Genomic DNA, 19,359 nt, shown 5'->3' with positions numbered 1-19,359 from the left:
CAATTTCGCAACAAAGTGAGAAATTGCATTTAATAAAAAGTTTGCAACGCAAACTTTAAGTAGATAAAACAGACGCTATTTCGACTGTTTTATCTTACACTCCTTAATTAGGTTAGGCTATTTATTTTCCGAGTTGATGATGCATGACATGATTTTTTCCTGACTTGCATCCTTAGCGTCCATTTCTGCAATCATGCGGCCTTCATTCATAACATAAATGCGGTCACTCATTCCAAGTACTTCCGGCATTTCAGAAGAAATCAAAATTACAGATTTTCCTTCTGCAACCATGCGGTTTATAATGCAGTAAATCTCGTATTTTGCGCCAACATCAATTCCGCGTGTCGGCTCATCAAGAATCAGAATATCCGGGTCTGCAAAAAGCCATTTTCCAAGAAGAACTTTCTGCATATTTCCGCCCGAAAGATTTCCTACAGCTTCGTCTACACTTGCGCATTTTGTACGCATTTCCTTTGCTGAATCCTGGGCAACGCGCCGGCATTCGTCAAAGTTGTAAATTCCATGCTTGGAAACTTTTTCCGGCTTTGCAGAAATTGTATTCTGTGTAATTGTTTCTGAAAGAATAAGTCCATTGCCTTTGCGGTCTTCTGTAACATAGGCAATCTTGTGGTTGATTGCGGACTTTACATTCGGAAGCTCAATTTCTTTTCCGTTAAGAAAAATCTGTCCGGAAATATTCGCGCCATAAGAATGCCCAAAAACGCTCATTGCAAGTTCAGTGCGCCCGGCTCCCATAAGCCCCGAAATTCCAAGAACTTCGCCTTTGCGCAAATTGAAATTCACATTGTCGCAAACCTTGATTCCGTCGAAAACAGGATGATCAACGCACCAGTTCTTGACTTCAAAGCAGACATCTCCAACTTTTGAAGCGCGCTTAGGAAATCTATCTGTAATATCACGGCCAACCATCGCCGCAATAATTGTATTCTCTGAAAAATCGTCTTTGCTCTTGTCGAGCGTTTTTATTACAGCGCCGTCGCGGATAACTGTAATTTTGTCAGCAACATAAGAAATTTCATTCAGCTTGTGGGAAATAATAATTGAAGTCATTCCATGCTTTTTGAATTCAAGGAGCAAATCCAAAAGATGCTTGGATTCGTTTTCATTCAATGAAGCGGTTGGCTCGTCCAAAATCAAAAGCCGAACTTTTTTTCCAAGTGCCTTGGCAATTTCTACAAGCTGCTGCTTGCCAACGCCAATGTCCTTTATAAGTGTATGTGATGATTCTTTAAGACCAACTTCCGCAAGAAGGGAATCAGCCTTGTCGAATGTTTCTGCCCAGTCAACCTTGAATTTTGAGCCGCGCTCATTTCCAAGGAACATATTTTCTGCAATCGTCAGAAGAGGAACAAGAGCCAACTCCTGATGAATAATTACAATGCCCAGCGATTCACTGTCTTTTATTGTCTGGAATTTGCAGAGTTTGCCGTCATAGATAATATCGCCGGAATAAGAGCCGTATCCGTAAATGCCGCTTAAAACATTCATAAGAGTAGACTTTCCAGCTCCGTTTTCGCCGCAAAGAGCATGAATCTCGCCTTCTTCTACAGAAAGCGTAACGTTGTTCAGAGCTTTGACGCCAGGAAACTCTTTTGTAATATTCCGCATTTCCAATAATGCTTTTGCCATTGGAATCTCCTATTTTAAGCCGATTATAAACTTCTAAAAAAGACGGGGCTTTTGACCCCGCCTTGACCATTTTAGCTTTTGCTATTTAAGCTGAGCTTCTGTGTAGTATCCAGAATCAACAAGGAGAGCCTTGTAGTTTGAAACATCAGCGTAAACTGGATCACAAAGGTATGAAGGAACAATTCCTTTGCCATTGTCATAAGTCTTTGTGTCGTTGATTTCTGGTTTTGTTCCCTGAAGAAGAGCGTCAACCATTCCAACAACTTTTTCTGCCAAAGTGCGTGTGTCTTTGAAAACAGACATTGCCTGAGTTCCCTTGAGCATGTTCTTTACAGAACCAATGTCGCAGTCTTGTCCAGTAACAATCGGGAAGTTTGCCTTTGTGTAGCCAGCTGCAACAAGAGCGTTTGTAATTCCCATTGCAACAGAGTCGTTTGAAGAATAAACAGCGTCAAGTTTTGTTCCGCGTGGACCGTATCCATTTGAAGTAATAAGGTTTTCCATGCGTTTCTGACCTTCTTCTGTAGACCAGTTCAAAGTTGCGCACTGTGCTTTTGAAGTCTGTCCTGAACGGCAAACGAGAACTCCGCTGTCAAGGTAAGGCTTGAGTGTGTCCATTGCTCCGCCGAAGAAGAAGTTGATGTTGTTGTCATCTGGAGAACCTGTGAAGAATTCGATGTAAGCAGGATCTGATTTTGTGCGGTTCTTGAGATTCAGCTTGTCAACAAGATATTCACCCTGAATTGTTCCTACTTTGTAGTTGTCGAATGTTGCATAGTAAGAAACTGAATTTGTGTTCATAATCAAGCGGTCATAAGCAATAACCGGAATTCTCTTTTTCTTTGCACCGTCAAGCGCGTTTTTAAGAGCTGAACCATCAATAGAAGCAACAACAAGAACATTGCATTTTCCAGTAATCATGTTTTCAATCTGGGAAACCTGAGTTGCAATGTCGTTGTTAGCATACTGCAAGTCAACAACATAGCCTGCTTTTTCCAGCTGAGCCTTCATGTTTGCTCCGTCCTGGTTCCATCTCTGCAAGTCTTTTGTAGGCATAGAAACACCTACTTTTGTTCCTTTCTTTTTTGCTGCGAAACATGGAAGCACAAGAGCGCAAGCCAAAAGAACAGCGATAATTTTTTTCATAAGATAAACCTCCTTAAAAATGCATATCTTATTTTTTTTTAGTTAACAGAACTCCAAAAACGTTCCGTTACTTTTTAGCTTGATTAAAGTATACAATATGAAACGTTTCCTGAATTCCCAATTTTCTTGATTATTTTGTTAATTTATGTGATTTTTTGAATAAATCCATAAAAAAGGAAAGAAACTTATTAGGATTTTTTTGTTGTAAGAAAAATGCAGAACTGCAAAACCGTAAATTTTTTCCCGAAACAAAAAAAACTCCGGGCAAGGAGGCTTACATTCCTTTTCCCGGAGCATATTCTACAAAGGTCTCGAGGTTGAACCCTATTGTATAAAAATTAAAAACAGCTATTTCACTCTCTTGTAGCCGTAAACCGCCAAGTCTCCAAGTTCTTCTTCTATGCGCAAAAGCTGATTGTACTTTGCCATGCGGTCTGAACGAGATGCGGAACCTGTTTTAATCTGTCCTGAATTTGTTGCAACTGCGATGTCGGCAATTGTTGAATCTTCTGTTTCGCCGGAACGGTGCGAAGTTACACTTGTATATCCGTGGCGGTGAGCCATTTCAATTGCATCAAGAGTTTCTGTAAGAGAGCCAATCTGATTTACTTTTATAAGAATTGAATTTGCGCATCCAAGCTCGATTCCTTTCTTTAGATATTCAACATTTGTAACAAAAAGGTCATCGCCAACAAGCTGACATTTTGAGCCGATTTTATCAGTAAGAAGTTTCCAGCCTTCCCAGTCGCTTTCCGCCATTCCGTCTTCAATTGAATCAATAGGATACTTTGAAATAAGATCTGCAAGATAATCTGCCTGCTGTGCCGAAGTAAGTTTTTTTCCGTCCGCGCCTTCTTTCCAAGTATAATCGTAAATTCCGTTTTCATAGAATTCAGAGGAAGCGCAGTCCATTGCGATTTTTACATCTTTTCCAGGCTCATACCCAGCTTCTTTTATAGCCTTTACGATTGTATCAAGAGCATCTTCTGTTCCGTCAAGTTTAGGAGCAAAACCGCCTTCATCGCCAACAGCAGTTGAAAGTCCGCGTGCCTTTAAAACAGCCTTCAAGCTATGGAAAACCTCTGTTCCCATGCGGATTCCTTCTTTAAATGAAGAAGCTCCAACCGGGCGAATCATAAATTCCTGGAATGCGATAGGAGCGTCTGAATGCTGTCCGGCATTTATAATGTTCATCATTGGAACTGGCAATGTGTAAGTATTTGTTCCGCCAATGTAACGGTAAAGAGGAATGCCAAGGTAAGCTGCGGCTGCTTTTGCCACTGCAAGTGAAACTCCAAGAATTGCATTTGCTCCAAGCTTGGACTTTGTTTTTGTTCCGTCAAGCTCAATCATTTTTTTGTCAATCGAGCGCTGCTCAAGTCCGCACATTCCGATAAGAGCCGGAGCAATTACTTTGTTAACATTTTCAACTGCCTTGAGAACGCCTTTTCCCAAGTAGCGTTTTTTGTCTCCGTCGCGCAATTCAAGAGCTTCATTCTCACCAGTAGAAGCTCCAGAAGGAACTGATGCTCTGCCAAACGCGCCGCTTTCCAAAGTAACGTCAACTTCTACTGTAGGATTTCCGCGAGAATCAAGAATTTCACGTCCGACAATTTTCTGAATTTTACAACCGCCCATAATTTCCTCCTGGGATAAAAAGAATAGTTAGCTATTGCTAATTTCTTTAAATATAATAAAATCTATTAAATTTTTCAAGTTAAATTCAAAAGATTTTCAAGAAACTTCATTTTTGTGCCACGACACTTGTCATTCCCTGACTTGATCAAGGAATCTAGCAAAATTTGTAACATAAGATTATCGGATCAAGTCCGATAATGACATATCAAAATACAAAACTCTACATTTATCCTGCAACTCAAAATTATTGAAACAAACAGGCAAAAAAGCTATAATTTGCAATCATGATAAACCCATTAGCACAAGAATTAAATGACGCGCTCAAAGGCACAACGCCAGGCGAGCTGCTTTCTGATGTTGGAACAAGACTTTACTTTCCAAAGGGAATAATCGCACAAAGCGCAGAAGCCAAAAAACTTGGAAAAACTGCGAACGGAACAATCGGAACCACAGTTGTTGAAGGCAAACCTATTATGCTTCCTTCTATAAAAAAATATGTGCCGGACTTAACTTCTTCAGAACTTGTAGGATATGCGCCGACAGCAGGAAATCCAGATTTGCGTGCAATGTGGAAAGAATCAATTATCCGCAAAAATCCGCTTTTAAAAGATAAAAAATTCTCATTGCCGGTTGTTGTTCCTGGACTTACAGCGGGAATTTCCTACCTTGCAGACCTTTTCCTTGATGAAACAAAGCCGCTTGTTGCAGCAGATCCGTCTTGGGACAATTACGTTCTTATTGCCGAAGCAAGACGAAACGCAAAATTTGTTCAGTTCAAGATGTTCAAGGATGGAAAATTCAACATTGAAGGATTGAAAGAAACTATGCAAAAACAGGCTGAATCTGGCTCTGTTCGGATTCTTCTGAATTTTCCGCAGAACCCTTCAGGCTACAGTCCAACTTCAGACGAAGCAAAACAGCTTGTTTCAATTGTAAAGGAAATTGCGGAAAAAGGCGCAAAAGTAATGGTTTGGTGCGATGATGCGTACTTCGGACTGAACTATGAAGACGATATAGAAAAACAGTCGCTATTTGCATATCTGTGCGACCTGCACGAAAATGTTCTTGCCGCAAAAATTGACGGACCTACAAAAGAAGATTTTGCCTGGGGATTCAGAACTGGATTTATAACTTTTGGCTGCAAAGGACTTTCTGATGCGCAATACGAAGCTCTTGTAAAAAAACTTATGGCTGCAATCCGCTCATCAGTTTCATGCGCGGCAACTCCATCTCAGTCGCTGATTTTAAAAGCGGCATCAGACGGAAAATTTGAAGAAGAAAAAGCCGAATTCCGCAAAATCCTTGAACGCCGTTATAAACTTGTGCGCGAATTTGTTTCCACACACGAAAGCAAATTCATAAAGCCGCTGCCATTCAATTCCGGCTACTTTATGTCTTTTGACACAATGAACATTGACGCAGAAAAGTTAAGACAAAAACTTTTGACTGACCGCGGAATCGGAACAATTTCCATAGACGCAAAAACTTTAAGAGTTGCTTTCTCAAGCCTTGATGAAGAAAAAATCAACATTGTTTATCAGGCGATTTACGACGTTGCGGATGAACTTGGAAAATAAAAAGATTCTTGCATTTATAGCCGCGCTGATTTCTCTTTTGCTTGCCTCCTGTAAAAATTCGGGAAGCAAGCCATTAATTATCTGGACAGACAATGCAGAAATTGTTTCCTATGTGGAGCTTTTTAATGCCACGCACGAAAACATAAACGCATTTGCAGTCTACAAAGATGAAGCGGCGCGTTCACTTCCGTCGGCAAAAGACGAGCTTACCCCGGATTTAGTCATAGGTTCCTGGCTCAAAAATTCTACAACACGAAAATATTTTCAGCCGCTGGATTATCTTTTTCAAGAGAAAAGCCTGAACCGCACTTTGTTTTATAAACAGCTTCTTGAATACGGACAAATAAACGACAAGCAATATCTTATTCCCATAAGCTTCAATTTGCCAGCAATGGTTTTCAGCAAAAAAAATGAAAGCTTTGTAGAATCAGAGCATTTTTTAAATCTTGAGCAGATAAGGACATTTTCAGCAGCATTCAACAAAAAAAATAAAAACGGAACATATACAGCAATGGGGTATGCGCCTTCCTGGGATGCAGATTTTATGTATCTTGTAACAAAACTTTTCGGAGCCGCCTACCACGAAAAAGGAACAAGCTTTATATGGAACGAAAAAGCGATGGAAACTTCAATTTCTGAAATGCGCCAATGGACAATCGCGCGAAATTCCAGCACTTCCGCAGAGCAAAACTTTCAGTTCCGCTACCTTTATATGCCGGGGTACAAGCAGGTTGCCACAACACGATGCCTTTTTTCTTATACAACCAGCGATAAGCTTTTTACGCTCACAGATGCGCAGATTACAGATCTTTCTTTTAGATGGATTGAACAGGACAATAAAATTCCAGTTGAAGACAATATTCTGACAATCGGGCTTTACAAAAAATCAGAGCATTCAGCGCAAGCAGAAGAATTTATTTCCTGGTTTATGAAAATTGAAACTCAACAGCTTTTAATTGAGCGCACAGAAAGCATGAAATTGGACACTGTAAACTTTGGGATTGCAGGCGGATTTTCTACCTTGCGCGAAGTAAACGAAAAATTTTATCCGGCATTCTACAGACATCTTTTAGGAAATATGCCGCCGGAACAATTTATAATATTGCCGAATATTCTTCCATATAGATGGAACAGCCTAAAATCAAATGTAATAATTCCGTATTTAAAAGACAGTACAAAAACTGAAAATTCAGGCGCAGTTCAGTCGCTTGAAGAACGAATTGCTGAATGGACAAAGCAGTTCTATTAATTTTTTAAGTTCAAAAAAGCCAGCTAAACTTTTTATTTTAAATTCCGATACATAAGATAGTGTAAAGAAAATCGCTTGCACTAAAAACTGAGGGTAGACTTATGTATTCAAACGGAATCAGCCTAAATGCGGCATCTTACAGAACTCTCTTCTCTACTTCTTCAGGCTCGCTCTGTGTTCCAGTAAAGCCTAGCGCAGTCATATATTCTCAATTTGATTATGTGCACGGAACTGCAACTGAGCATGGACAGCGCGGAGTTCCAATAAACCGTCTGCGCATTTTAAATACACTGATTTCCCAGCTTGTTTCCATGAAGCAAAAGCCAGCCCTTTCAGAAGATGAAGCTTCAGGACTTTCCGAAGAACAAAAAGATGAACTTATAAAAAGCTACCAGCAGCAAATAAAAACTGCGATTGCCGCCAGCAGCGCACAAGGGCAGTCAGCCTACGGACTTGCAGGTTTAATGCCGGAAGCAGGTGCAGTTGTTTCAGTTTCAGCATAAAAATTATGCCCAGATAAACCAAAGCAAAGCAGATGCGGCAGCTGTTGTAATAAGAGTGAACGGAACTCCAATTTTAAGCCAGCCGGAAAATTTCATAGGATAATTTTCTTTCTTTAAAATTCCCATTGCAACAATATTCGCGCTTGCACCAAAAGGTGTAAGGTTTCCGCCGAGGCAGCTTCCGACTAAAAGCGCAAACATAAAAAGCTCTGGATTTATTCCGATTTGAGATGCCATTCCACCCGCAACAGGAAGCATTGCAATTATATAAGGAACATTGTCAACAAATCCGCTTACAATGACAGAAATCAAAAGTATTATAACAAAGCCCGCAATTTCAGAGCCGCCTGTAACATTCACAAGCAAATCAGCAAGGTCATTCAAAAGCCCAGTCTCTTTTATTGCGCCGATTACAACAAAAATTCCAAGCAGGAAAAAAATAGTTTCCCAGTCAAGTTCTTTTACAACTTTTGCAGTTTCGGCGTTTGTTTTTTTCTGAAACAATTTGAACCAAAGCAAGCACAAAATTCCAATCGACATTACTAAAGTTCCGCTCAAATACTCAAACCTGGTATTTACAAATGAAACTGCGGCAAGTCCAAAAATCATAAGCAAAAGACAAGCAAAAGGAACCCAGGAAACAACTTTTTCACTTTCAACCTGAACTTTATTTTTTCTGTTTTTCGCAAAGAAGAAATAAAAGAAAATGCATCCGGCAACCATTCCAGTTTGAATTATAAAAAAGATTGAAGGCTTGCCCAAATAAAAGAAGAAATCGTTAAAACTATATCCAGCATAGCTTGCAAAAATCATTGAAGGCGGATCTCCAACTAAAGTCGCAGTTCCTTCAAGGTTGCTCATAACGGCAAGTCCCATCATAAAAAATGTAGGATTCGTTTTTAGCTTTGAGCAAAGCGCAAGTCCGATTGGAGCCATTACAAGAACTGTAGCAACATTTTCAACAAAAATTGAAATTATTCCTGTCATTGCAAGAATCGCAACCATTGCAATGCAAGTGTTCCGGCTACTGTTCACAATTTTGTCAGCGATTTTTACTGGAACTTTTGAATAAATAAAAAGAGATGCGATAACCATGCTGCCAAGATAAATCATAATAACGTTCCAGTTTATGATTTCAAATACAGAATGATAAAACGCGTATATTCTCTGCGGAAACTGACCTTCAAGCGCAACTACATCCTGCGGAAGCGGAAAAATTTGTCCCGGAAAAAAAGTCGCAATAACAACAACAAGAACCGCCGCTCCAGTTGTAAACAAAACTTTTTTATTCTGAAATAAAATTACAAGCGCGTACATCAAAACCGCAATAAGAGCGACTAAAGTTTTCATGCTAAGCATATTTTCTCCAACTAAACTATTTAAAATATCTTGCAGTAAGAGCATCCGCAAGGCAACGTGCTTTTCGGATTGTCTGAAGAACAAGCGGCACAAAAACAGGAATTATCGATTTTAATTTTTTTATTCCCTTTGCATTTCCAAATGTTCCGCGGATAATCTGTGTTTTTATAATGCCCGAAAATTCATCTAAAAGCAACGGTATAAATCTAAAAATAATTCCAACTATCAAAACAACGCATCTGACAGGGAATTTAAAAAAATTCAGCGGCTTTAAAATAGAGGAAATTCCGTCCATAACCTGCCGTTCATCCGCAGTAAAAATATAAGTTCCAATCGCAAAAATTGCACAAACAGAATGAACAAAGGAAGCGGCAAAAAGCAAAAGTTTACGCTGCGTAACAAAAATTATTTTCCAGCTGAAAAGAATTTTATCTTCTTCGTAAACTGGAAAAAGAATAATTCCAAGCAAAGAAAAAATTACAATCCAAGGAACAAGTTTTGCAATTATTTTAAAAGCATTTTTTAGTGGCGACTTGGAAAGAACTGAATACAAAACATTGACAAAAACCATCGCAACGCAAGCCGGAAACGGAAGCAAAATTGAAACAAAGAATAAAAACAAAAATAAAAATGTTTTCTTGCCTGCTGAAAGGGAATTTATAATTGAATGCGGAATTTTTTCCGGCGTAGAAAAAACTGAAGCCGCTTTAGAAATTTTTTCAAGAAGTGAAGCATTTTCAATTAGCTCCATTTCCTTTAAATTGCCCAAATCTGAATCTGAATTTTTTTCTTCATGCTTAGAAATCAAATCTTCCCAACGAAGTCTAAAATCCGCAGCTTCAGCTTCCTGAAATCTGTGTGTGCTAAATAAAACAGTCTTTCCGCTTTCTGTAAGTTTTCTAAAAGATGCAAGAAGATTTTTTCTTGAAATCGGATCCAAGCCAGCAGTCGGCTCGTCAAAAATAAAAATATCACTATCAAGAGCAACAAGCCCCGCAACAGAAAGTTTTCGTTTTTCACCGCCGCTAAGCGAAACAACAGGAAGATTTCCGTATTTTTTGTAATCAAGTCCGGCAAGTTCCATGGAATTTTTTACGCGCTCAAAAAGCTCTTTACCTTTTACATTTTTATTTTTAGGACCAAACGCAACGTCATCTGCAGAATATGGCTCAAACAACGCAGCTTCGCTTTCTTGCAAGCCAAGAACGGGGCGAGACAAAGCATAAATTTTTCCGCTTTGATTTTTTTTAAGACCTGCAAGACATTCAAATAAAGTTGATTTTCCGCAGCCGCTCGGACCAGTCAAAGCAACAAGACTACCTTTTTTAAGCTCAAAAGAAATATTTTTAAAAACTGAAAAAGTTCCATAGGAAAATGAAAGCTCTTGAACTTTTAAAGCTGCTTCTTCAAATTTATTTTTTGCTGAATTTAAACTTTCAAATGAAGTGTATTCTCCGTCAATTCCGAAAATCGATTCAAAAACATTTTTGTTTTCTTTAAACTCTTTTGGCGCCCCGTCAAAAATTATCCGCCCCTGCTCCATTACAACGATTCTTTTTGCAGCCAAAGCTTCGTCCAAATCGTGCGTAACAGAAATAACAGTGTGCCCTTTTTTGTTCCAAGCATTTACAAATTCCACAAGTTGTTTTTTTGAGTCCGGATCAAGCATAGCCGTGGCTTCGTCAAGAATCAGTAAATCTGGAAAAAGCGCAAGAATTCCGCTGAAAGCAAGCCGCTGTGTTTGCCCCAAAGAAAGCTCAAAAGTTTTACTTAACGCCTTGTCCACAAGAGAAACAATGGAAAGACATTCGATTGTGCGCAGTTCAATTTCCGCTTCTGTCATGCTAAGATTCTGAGGACCAAAAGCTGTGTCGCGCTCAACGATTCCAGCTACAATCTGCTCTTTTGGCTGCTGAAAAACAATGCCTGGAAGAATTCCATTTTGCTTTATAATTTCACCTTTTAAAGGCTCAAAAAATCCAGCAATAAGACGGGCAAGCGTGCTTTTTCCAGAACCGTTAAGTCCAAGAAGCGCAATGTATTCACCTTGGCTCACAGAAAAATTTATATTGTCAAGCGCGATTTTATTTGTGCGAGGATATTCATAGTAAATATTTTTTAGCTCAAGCAACGGCATTTTCAAAAAGTCCTAGCCGGAAAAAACGTTTTGCTTCCAGAAATCGAAAGTTCATAAAAAATACATTCAAATCCGATGTTTTTTGTTAAATTTAACATTGCAAATGAAGGTTTTTGACCGCCACGAGGTCTAAAACAGCTTCCTGGATTTATAGTAAAAACTTCGCCAAGTTTTTCTGCTGCAATGTGAGTGTGGCCGTAAAGCGCAATCTTACAGTTGTTTTTCTTTGCCGCGGAAACAATTTCTCCAGTTCCAAGGTAAAGGGAATTTCTGTGTCCGTGCGTAAAATAAATTCTTTGCCCGCAGGCTTCAAGCACATTAAAAATTGGAACTTTCAGCTGAACATAATAAGGCTCATCGGAAAGAACATTTCTAACAGGATAAAGGTCCGCGTCATTGTTTCCTTCGACAATTCCAATTACAGGCGGAATAATAGCTTTAATTTCATCTTCATCAACAGCATTTGAAATCAGCTTGGAAATATCGCAAATTCCATCACCGCAAAAAACAAGAGCATCGCTTATAACTCCAAACTGACGCAAAATCAGCAAAAGATTAGAATACGCGCCATGAGAATCCGACACAACAAGAATTCGGGCAGAATCTTTTGTTGCGAGTTTTTGTATTTCTTCACGGCTGCCGATAAGCAAAGATTCATCTTGTAAAAGTGTGTTCAATTTATTCCGCCGAATTTAAAATTATAAAATGATTTCTTGACTGAATTCCAGTTTCGCTGTCAACGTAGCGGGCAACTTTTCTTTTTCCTGCCACAGCCTGAACATGATAATAAAGATCGCTGTCCTGCGGAAGAACAAACGGAAGCTCCGCGGCATATTCAACTGCCGAAATCAAAAGCGCCAAAGTGTCGTCGTCTTCATTTTTATTTTCTGCATCGCCAAACTGAATTCCAGCCGCATACTCATGGTCAATCACAAAACTGCAAGTAAATTCCTGTCCCAAAACATCATCCTGCGGAAAAATCGAAAAAACATTGAACGGAGGATTTCCATCCCACTCTTCTTTTATTCTTGCAAGTGGAGAATGCGTATTTTCCGGCGCGCCAAGAAGAACAATTCCATGAACATTGTTTTTTTCGATTATATCACGCAAACTAGAAATTCTGCCATGCAAATCATCTGGAAAAACAATCGGAAGAACAAGGCCTCCGTTTTCTGTAAGTCCAAATTTCTTCTCCAAGGAATTTATCGCTTTTTTTACAAAATCATCATCATTAAAGCCATATCCAATAAGAACACAGACAATTCCATTTTCACTTGTCCAAAAATTTTCTTTTAGCTTAGAGAAACTTTCGCGCGGCTGAATTTCAATAGAATCATCTGAAGCAATTTTTATACTGGGAACATTTTTTTCTTTGCAGCTTGCAAGAACAATTGCAAAAGCAAAAAAAAGAAATTTTCCTATCAATGCAATTTTCTTTTTTAATTTCATTTTTTTAAAATTCCATTTTATAAAACAAACGAACCCCGCTGCAAAAATAACAACGGGGCGCATTTTGGGTTACTTTACAAAATCACAAGTTTTCGTTAATAAATCAGTCTGCCCAGTTAATTGTAACAGCAACCGAGCCATTGCCTTTATTAGAGCTAGATTTAGAACCTGCACCTGGCTCAACACTTGTTGTATTTATTAAGTTCATTCCCATAGATTCATTTTCCAATCCTTTTCCAGAAACTGCCGCAACTTTTTCTGTATGAGGATTTGAAGGCCTACTTGCTATAACATCAGACTTGCTGACCTGACCTGCAAAAACCGGAACTCCATTTTTTTCTCCAACTTCTGCGCTAGAAGTAAACGGAGTTGATTTTGGATGTTCTTCGGCAACAACATTTTTACCATCAGAAGCTTCATTTGTAGAAGCGACTGTTCCTGCATTGCTTTCTTCAGATGGAGCAACATCAGTTGAATTATCTTCTATTTTAGAAATTTCCGCAGAAGAAGATTCAGGACCGCCAAAACTTACAAGTCCCTGAGTAACAGAAAGGCGACCAGAAGAAGTAACTCTAAATTCCGTTCCTCTTACAGAAGCTGTTGCAACTGCGGAACGAACTTTAAATCCAACTTTTCTTCCGTCAGAAGAAGAAACATTTGCTTTGAGAGATCCAGAATCAATGTAAATCTGAGTTGAATCCTTGTTTTCCATTGCAACCATGTTTTCAATTGTAATTCTGGTCAACGGTCCTAATGTGAAATTTGTTCCTTTTACAGAAACCACAGCATTCGATTTAAATCCAGTTGAAATAACGGCGCCTTTTTCCTGAATAATATCGCCCTCTTCAACTGGAATCCACATTCCGCCTTCCAGAATTTCAACCTTGCCTTCAATGCTTACAAATTTTGCTTCCAAAGCAGAAGCTGAAAAGCCCGCAAAAACTGCAAAAGCAAGCAACGGCAAAAACTTAAAACTCAATTTCATACAACACCTCCTAAAATTTTACGGTTAAAACGAAATAACCGCATTAAACGCGATTTCTGTTCTGCTAGAATCACTTGAATCTCCTGCAAAATGACTTGCATAAAGTGTCAAAGCAACATCAGAGAACAACTGGTATTTTGCATTTCCATAAACTTGGAAACCACAATAATCAAATGCGCTGCTATCATTGTCAACGAAAACAGCGTCTCCACCAACAGCGCAATAAAGCTTGTCAATTGGAATTATGGTTGCAGACAATCCAGCCTTTGAAATTCCTGAATAAATCGGCTCATCTGCTGAAAGACAAGCTGTAATCTGTGTGAATCCAATAAACGGAACAAAAGGACCTCTATCTCCAGAAGCATAAGAAGCAGAAAGAGTAATAGAAGAAGATTTAAAATCTGGGAACAAAGAAATATTGGCTCTTCCCAAAAATCCAAAATCAGAAAAATCTGTAGAGCTGGCAGTTCCGCTCAAACCGTAAAAAAGCATAGGAGCAAGAGGTCCATCCAAGCGCAAAGTTCCATAAAAGCGGTTGTCTTCATCTTCTGGAGAATCAGCAGGACCTTCTGTGTTCCAAAATCCAAGACCTTCTAAAGAAATTGTCTGGTTGAGCAATAAATATGGGAAGCTGATTTTAGCACCACCTGCTATATAAGGAGCACAAAAATCATAAAAGTCCTTTTCATCTTCATCGACCGGCTCCCAAACATATCCACCGCTGTGCATAATCGAAGTATTCTTTAGATTCAAAAGTCCTGTGTATCCGCCAAAAACAGAAACATCAAGCCAAGAAGCAGAAAACTGCGCGTAAGCTCCGTCAATTGACTGTGCAAAAATAGTTTGCGAAATGTCTGTCAAGAAAAGACGCCCTGCGTCAAGGAAAAATTTCCCAGCAGAACACTCTATAATAGAAGAAAACTTCAAAACATTTAAATCTGCAATAAATTCATTTTCGCTATTTTCATGGTCGCCAAAGATTTTTTCATAGCTATGACTGATACTTGCTTCCAAAGAAAGAAATGTTGTGCCTTTTTTATTGAAAGGAATTTTTGCAAGCGCAGAAAAAGCCTCGCTCTGCTTTAATGTAGGCTCGCTGTACTCTTCACCATCAAATTTCAAATCTGTGTTATCGCCCAAGAAGAAAGAAAGTTCAGCTGAAAAAACAAATGCAGATAAAACTGAAAATAAAATGGCGGCAAAATATTTTTTCATATTCATGCTAGTTTCTCACCTCATAAAAATCAATGCAATCTGTAACAACATTAAGAAATTCCCTGCCAGTAGGAATGCGCTTTGGATCAAACGAAGAAGGAATTACGCCGTCATTGCGGAGCTGCTTAAAGGCATAGCGCGGACTTGGAAAAATCTTCATCATAAGGCTGTCTGGAACATTCCAAGTAAAATAGCATAGCCAGGCAAGATTTTCAAAATTAATAAAATCTTCTGAGGAAACCTCCGCTTTTATAGCTGGTTTAGAATACTCTTCTCCTATTTTTTTCCAAGCATCAACGGCATCTTCTTCTGAATCGTCATCTGAAATATAGCCCATTGCAACTGCTGTAAAATACGCGGCAGTTCCGTAAGTGAGCTTTTCAGTAGATACAGTTTTCTCCACAATTTCCGCAGACTGACAAAAAACAGCCGAAACAGAAATGAGAGCAACTAGAAAAATCGAAGTAAAAAATTTCATATCACTCCTCTAAAAAATTAATATGTACAAATGTTCATTTACAAGAAATTATACTATATGATATAGTTTTTGTCATGGTAATGAAAAATAAATTCAAAGAATTTTTTAAAACTAAAATAGAACTGATTATCATGGCAGTTTTTGCGCTTTTGAGCGTAGTGGCAATTCAGACAAACCTTTTTCAAAAACTTGACTACAGGCTTTATGATTCAATGCTTAAAATAACGAAAGGAATCGAAGCGCATCCTAACATTGTAATTGTCGATGTTGATGATGAATCTTTAGGACGCGTTGGTTCTTGGCCTTGGACTCGCGATATTCTGGGAAACGCCTTAATCCGCATGAAAGAATTCGGCGCAAAACAAGCTGTATTCGATATTGAATACATTTCACCTTCTTCAAAAGGCGTAAACGAAAATTTAAGCGACACGGTAAATAAGACTTTTATAGACGGCGAGCAGGCGATTTCAAGTTCAATTTCGGAATTTGCGAATGGAATTGAAGGCGGAACTGTAAATGCGAAAAATGCGCAGGAACATGCGGAAAATCTTATTTCAAATGAAATTGACGGAATTCTTTACGAAATGCAAAAAGAAATCACTTCTGGGTTTGAGCTTGACTACGATGATTTTTTTGCAAGATGCGTTCAGTTCTTTGGAAACACTTCGCTGACGGTAAACATGCGGCACATTGCGCAAAAAAGCGATGAATCAGAAGAAAATTATGCTAGAACACGTTTTCTTTTTAACAATGTAACAGATGAAAAAAATCTTATTCAAAAAGGCAATATTTATTCAGTAAAAGAAGAAGCTAGCCAGGAACTTGGATTTACGCCGGCGCTTCACAAAATTCTTTCACGCGCGCAAGGGCTTGGATTTACAAATGTTATTGTAGACAAAGATGGTATCAGGCGCAGAATTGAGCTTTTGAATTTTCAGAACGGAAAATATGTTGGACAGCTTTCTTTTGCTCCGCTTATGAAGCTTTTGGATGTTCAGTCAATGGAAAGAACTTCAAATTCAATAATTTTGCAAGGACTGAAAAATCCGAATTCAGATTCAAGATACAGCGTTACAATTCCGCTGGACAAGCATGGCAGGATGCTCATAAACTGGCTGCACGAAAGTTACGTGGACAGTTTTAGGCACGTTCCGTCGTATTTGCTTTACAACCTTGATCTTGCGGAAAAATTGATAATACAAAATCTTTCGGATATAAAAAATGCGGATTTATCTTCGCTTTCAGAAGAAGATGCAGAATATATTTTGAATTCCATGTATTTTGAAGACGAATACGAAAAACTTTCAAATTCAAAAAAACGTCTTCTATTAAAATGCCGTGGATTTGACGAGGAAGGAAAGGCAATAAAAGGCGGACTTTCTGAAGAAGACTACGAGAAATATTTTTCAGCAAGAACCGAATTCTTTAAAAATCTCAAGGAATTTTCTGATTCATTTGCAACAGTTCCGGGATTTGATCAAATTCCAGAACTTCCAAAGCTTTCAAAAAGCATTGAATTTTATCTTCGCGACTTTGAAACGTTAAAAGGCAGCATGGAAGGCGCATTCTGCATAATCGGAAACTCGGCGACTTCCAGTACAGATTTGGGTGTAACGCCATTTTCCAAGCAATACGCAAACCTTGGGCTTCACGCAAACGTTATAAATACAATTCTTCAGAAAAAATTCATACGTGAAATCGATCCGCTTTTAGGACTTTTGTTCTGCGTTGTTTTTATTCTGCTTACAATGCGCATAACGGCAAAATTCAGCACAGGAAAGAAAAACTTTACAAGATTTTTATATGTAATTGTTCCGCTTGTTGTTTTTTATATTTTGATGACACAGTTCAACATTTATGTTCCGTTTGTAATTCTTTTTGCATTTTCATTTCTAAACTATTTTGCCGGAATAATTGTGAATTTTCATGCTATAAACACAGACAAAAAATTTCTTCAGTCAACATTCTCTGCTTATGTTGCTCCTGCGGTTGTAGACGAAATCATTAAAAATCCGGAAACAGCAAAACTCGGCGGAAACAGCAAAAACATAACCGCACTTTTTTCAGACGTAAAGACTTTCTCTGGATTCACAGAAGCTGTAAACAATGCGGAAGGCGAAAGCAAAGGTGCTGAACGGCTTGTTTCAATTTTGAACGGATACCTTGGGGCTTTGAGCGATGCAATAATGGACTGCCACGGAACAATTGATAAATATGTAGGAGACGAAATTGTTTCATTTTTTGGCGCGCCGGTTGACGACAAAGAAAATGCGTTCCATGCGTGCCTTGCGGGAATAAGAATGTTGCAGGCGGAAGCAAAATACAACGAGGAAAACAAAGACAAGCTTCCAATAAATCCGCGCACTGGAGAACCATTCTATTTGAATTCACGTGTAGGAATAAATACAGGAAACATGGTTGTTGGAAACATGGGCACAAAAAAGAAGCTCAACTATACAGTCATGGGAAACAACGTAAACCTTGCATCCCGCCTTGAAGGAACAAACAAAGTTTACAATTCCTGGATAATGTGTTCAGACAGCACTTGGAACGCCGCCGACAACGGAGAAAACAAAGGTCTTTTAGTCGCTCGGAAATTCGACTTTGTGCGTGTTGTGAACATTGAAAATCCTGTTCAGATTCACTGCATTTTAGGATTAAAAGATGAACTTCCGGCAAAGCAAATTGAAGCGGCGGAAATTTTCAATGAAGGAATCAAATGGTATTTAAAGGGAAATGATTTCCCTGACACTCCAAAAGATCCGGAGGATTTCAAGAAAGCGTACCAGTTTTTTAAAAACGCAAAGGAATGCTTTCCGCAGGATATGTCGTCCGATGTATTTATGAAAAGGTGCAGCTACTTCTTAATATACGGTTCCGGTGAAAAATGGGACGGCGTTTTCACAATGAAAGAAAAATAATATTGATTGCCGTGTCAAGTGCAAGAATGACAGAAAAAAAACTCCGTGCCAGTGAAATTGGCACGGAGTTTTTTCAAACTTTTTTATTAAAGCTACATTCTTCTTAAAGTCAGAGTACCATCTTCATCAACAAAAACAATCTTTTCGTCAGATAATGAGCCAGAAAGCGTTTCACCACCACTACCTAGCGTCAAAGTGTTTCCTGAAACTGTGCCATCTACAACCTCAGAGTCTTCTTGAGGATTAGCACTGCTTTTAAATATACGATTTTCATAAGTGCAAGACGCGCCGTTAACAATTACTATATGAGCTTTTGCTAACAGTCTTTTACTATCTGCTGTAGCTTCTGCAATGGCATAAAGATTTCCTTTAAACTCTTTCATTACAGAGCCCTCATTATCTTTTATGCTTCCGTCTGAATTAATTGTAGCAATTAAATCATTCCCTTCATCAGCTTTTACTGTCAAAGTTGAACCAGAAACTGAATAATCATATTCGCCAGACTCGATAATATTGTTCTTTTTTTCGTCAACAGCTCCATTTTTAAAGTCATACTTAAGTCCAGTGAATTTTACTTTTTGTCCATTAGAATCAAAAGCAAGCATACTAACCCGGATTTTCACCTTGTTAGTTAACTCTGAGGTATATTCCTTTTTTTCAAATTCAATTGAATAATAAGTTTTTCCTGCAAGGATATTTTTTGTAGAAGAAGTTCCATTGCCTTCATTAGTTTCTATAACTGTTTCCTTTACTTCAGTTTTAGTTTCATTTCCGTCTTTGTCTTTTATTGTTACAGGCTCGGAAGTATCAACTTTTCCATCCGGGGTAGACTTTGCTTCTGTTGTATTTCCTTTACTGTCTTTAATAACAATTTTTCCATCTGCCTTTGTATACGTTCCGTTAGATGTTGTTCCATCTGATGCTTTTATTATAACAGTGCCATCGTCATACAACGTAACAACATCTCCGTTGATTACAATTGCCTGAATAGGCTTAGCGTCATCACTGTCATCATCAGACTTGCAGCCTACAAATGCAAGCGCAAGGACCAT

15 protein-coding genes are annotated in these 19,359 nt (G+C 38.6%); 4 read left to right on the top strand and 11 right to left on the bottom strand.

What is annotated here, in order from left to right; genetic code table 11:
- Positions 1-117 precede the first annotated feature (117 nt).
- The 3 genes from mmsA to eno form a co-directional block, all read right to left on the bottom strand.
- A complete protein-coding gene (gene mmsA, locus B4C08_RS08505; RefSeq protein WP_296664467.1) occupies positions 118-1,650 on the bottom strand; it encodes a multiple monosaccharide ABC transporter ATP-binding protein in 1,533 nt (510 codons plus the stop codon).
- An 81-nt stretch (positions 1,651-1,731) separates the two neighbouring features.
- Positions 1,732-2,796: a multiple monosaccharide ABC transporter substrate-binding protein gene (gene chvE / locus B4C08_RS08500; RefSeq protein WP_273352073.1), complete on the bottom strand. Its 1,065-nt coding sequence runs from the start codon at positions 2,794-2,796 to the stop codon at positions 1,732-1,734.
- 348 nt (positions 2,797-3,144) lie between these two features.
- Entirely contained in the window at positions 3,145-4,434 is a 1,290-nt protein-coding gene (eno, locus tag B4C08_RS08495) for a phosphopyruvate hydratase (protein WP_296664464.1), read from the bottom strand.
- 284 nt (positions 4,435-4,718) lie between these two features.
- On the opposite strand from eno, the gene B4C08_RS08490 reads away from it, so the two are divergent.
- The 3 genes from B4C08_RS08490 (at position 4,719) to B4C08_RS08480 (ending at position 7,763) form a co-directional block, all read left to right on the top strand.
- Positions 4,719-6,011, top strand: a complete 1,293-nt coding sequence (locus B4C08_RS08490; protein ID WP_296664462.1) for an aminotransferase class I/II-fold pyridoxal phosphate-dependent enzyme — start codon at positions 4,719-4,721, stop codon at positions 6,009-6,011.
- Positions 5,995-7,260 (top strand): hypothetical protein, encoded by a 1,266-nt coding sequence (locus B4C08_RS08485; protein ID WP_296664472.1) that lies wholly within the window; start codon positions 5,995-5,997, stop codon positions 7,258-7,260. Before B4C08_RS08490 ends, B4C08_RS08485 begins: the two co-directional genes overlap by 17 nt.
- Positions 7,261-7,361: 101 nt before the next feature.
- Positions 7,362-7,763: a hypothetical protein gene (locus B4C08_RS08480; protein WP_296664460.1), complete on the top strand. Its 402-nt coding sequence runs from the start codon at positions 7,362-7,364 to the stop codon at positions 7,761-7,763.
- Positions 7,764-7,766: 3 nt separating this feature from the next.
- Here B4C08_RS08480 and B4C08_RS08475 read toward each other — a convergent pair whose 3' ends face one another.
- The 7 genes from B4C08_RS08475 to B4C08_RS08445 all read right to left on the bottom strand — a co-directional run bounded on the left by B4C08_RS08475 (position 7,767) and on the right by B4C08_RS08445 (position 15,386).
- The gene (locus B4C08_RS08475) at positions 7,767-9,122 is read right to left on the bottom strand and encodes an SLC13 family permease (protein ID WP_296664458.1); all 1,356 of its coding nucleotides are present in this window, start codon (positions 9,120-9,122) and stop codon (positions 7,767-7,769) included.
- A 16-nt stretch (positions 9,123-9,138) separates the two neighbouring features.
- Positions 9,139-11,259 (bottom strand): energy-coupling factor transporter ATPase, encoded by a 2,121-nt coding sequence (locus tag B4C08_RS08470; protein WP_296664456.1) that lies wholly within the window; start codon positions 11,257-11,259, stop codon positions 9,139-9,141.
- Between the two features lie 2 nt (positions 11,260-11,261).
- Positions 11,262-11,936, bottom strand: a complete 675-nt coding sequence (locus B4C08_RS08465; RefSeq protein WP_296664454.1) for a YfcE family phosphodiesterase — start codon at positions 11,934-11,936, stop codon at positions 11,262-11,264.
- Between the two features lies 1 nt (position 11,937).
- The gene (locus B4C08_RS08460) at positions 11,938-12,708 is read right to left on the bottom strand and encodes a hypothetical protein (RefSeq protein ID WP_296664452.1); all 771 of its coding nucleotides are present in this window, start codon (positions 12,706-12,708) and stop codon (positions 11,938-11,940) included.
- A 103-nt stretch (positions 12,709-12,811) separates the two neighbouring features.
- On the bottom strand, positions 12,812-13,693 hold the full coding sequence (locus tag B4C08_RS08455; protein WP_296664450.1) for a FecR family protein: 882 nt from the start codon (positions 13,691-13,693) through the stop codon (positions 12,812-12,814).
- A gap of 24 nt (positions 13,694-13,717) precedes the next feature.
- Entirely contained in the window at positions 13,718-14,914 is a 1,197-nt protein-coding gene (locus tag B4C08_RS08450) for a hypothetical protein (RefSeq protein WP_296664448.1), read from the bottom strand.
- A gap of 1 nt (position 14,915) precedes the next feature.
- Positions 14,916-15,386 carry a hypothetical protein gene (locus B4C08_RS08445; protein WP_296664445.1) on the bottom strand — a complete coding sequence of 157 codons (471 nt, stop codon included), beginning with the start codon at positions 15,384-15,386 and terminating at the stop codon, positions 14,916-14,918.
- 74 nt (positions 15,387-15,460) lie between these two features.
- On the opposite strand from B4C08_RS08445, the gene B4C08_RS08440 reads away from it, so the two are divergent.
- Positions 15,461-18,307, top strand: coding sequence for an adenylate/guanylate cyclase domain-containing protein (locus tag B4C08_RS08440; RefSeq protein WP_296664419.1), 2,847 nt, complete (start codon positions 15,461-15,463; stop codon positions 18,305-18,307).
- A gap of 92 nt (positions 18,308-18,399) precedes the next feature.
- Here the strand turns inward: B4C08_RS08440 and B4C08_RS08435 are convergent.
- A partial coding sequence (locus B4C08_RS08435; protein WP_296664417.1) for a hypothetical protein occupies positions 18,400-19,359 on the bottom strand: 960 nt, incomplete at its 5' end.

This window comes from Treponema sp. UBA753 (assembly GCF_002297325.1).
Lineage (GTDB): Bacteria > Spirochaetota > Spirochaetia > Treponematales > Treponemataceae > Treponema_D.
The sequence above is the reverse complement of the archived record's forward strand: the minus strand, read 5'-3'. Positions and strand labels throughout refer to the sequence as shown.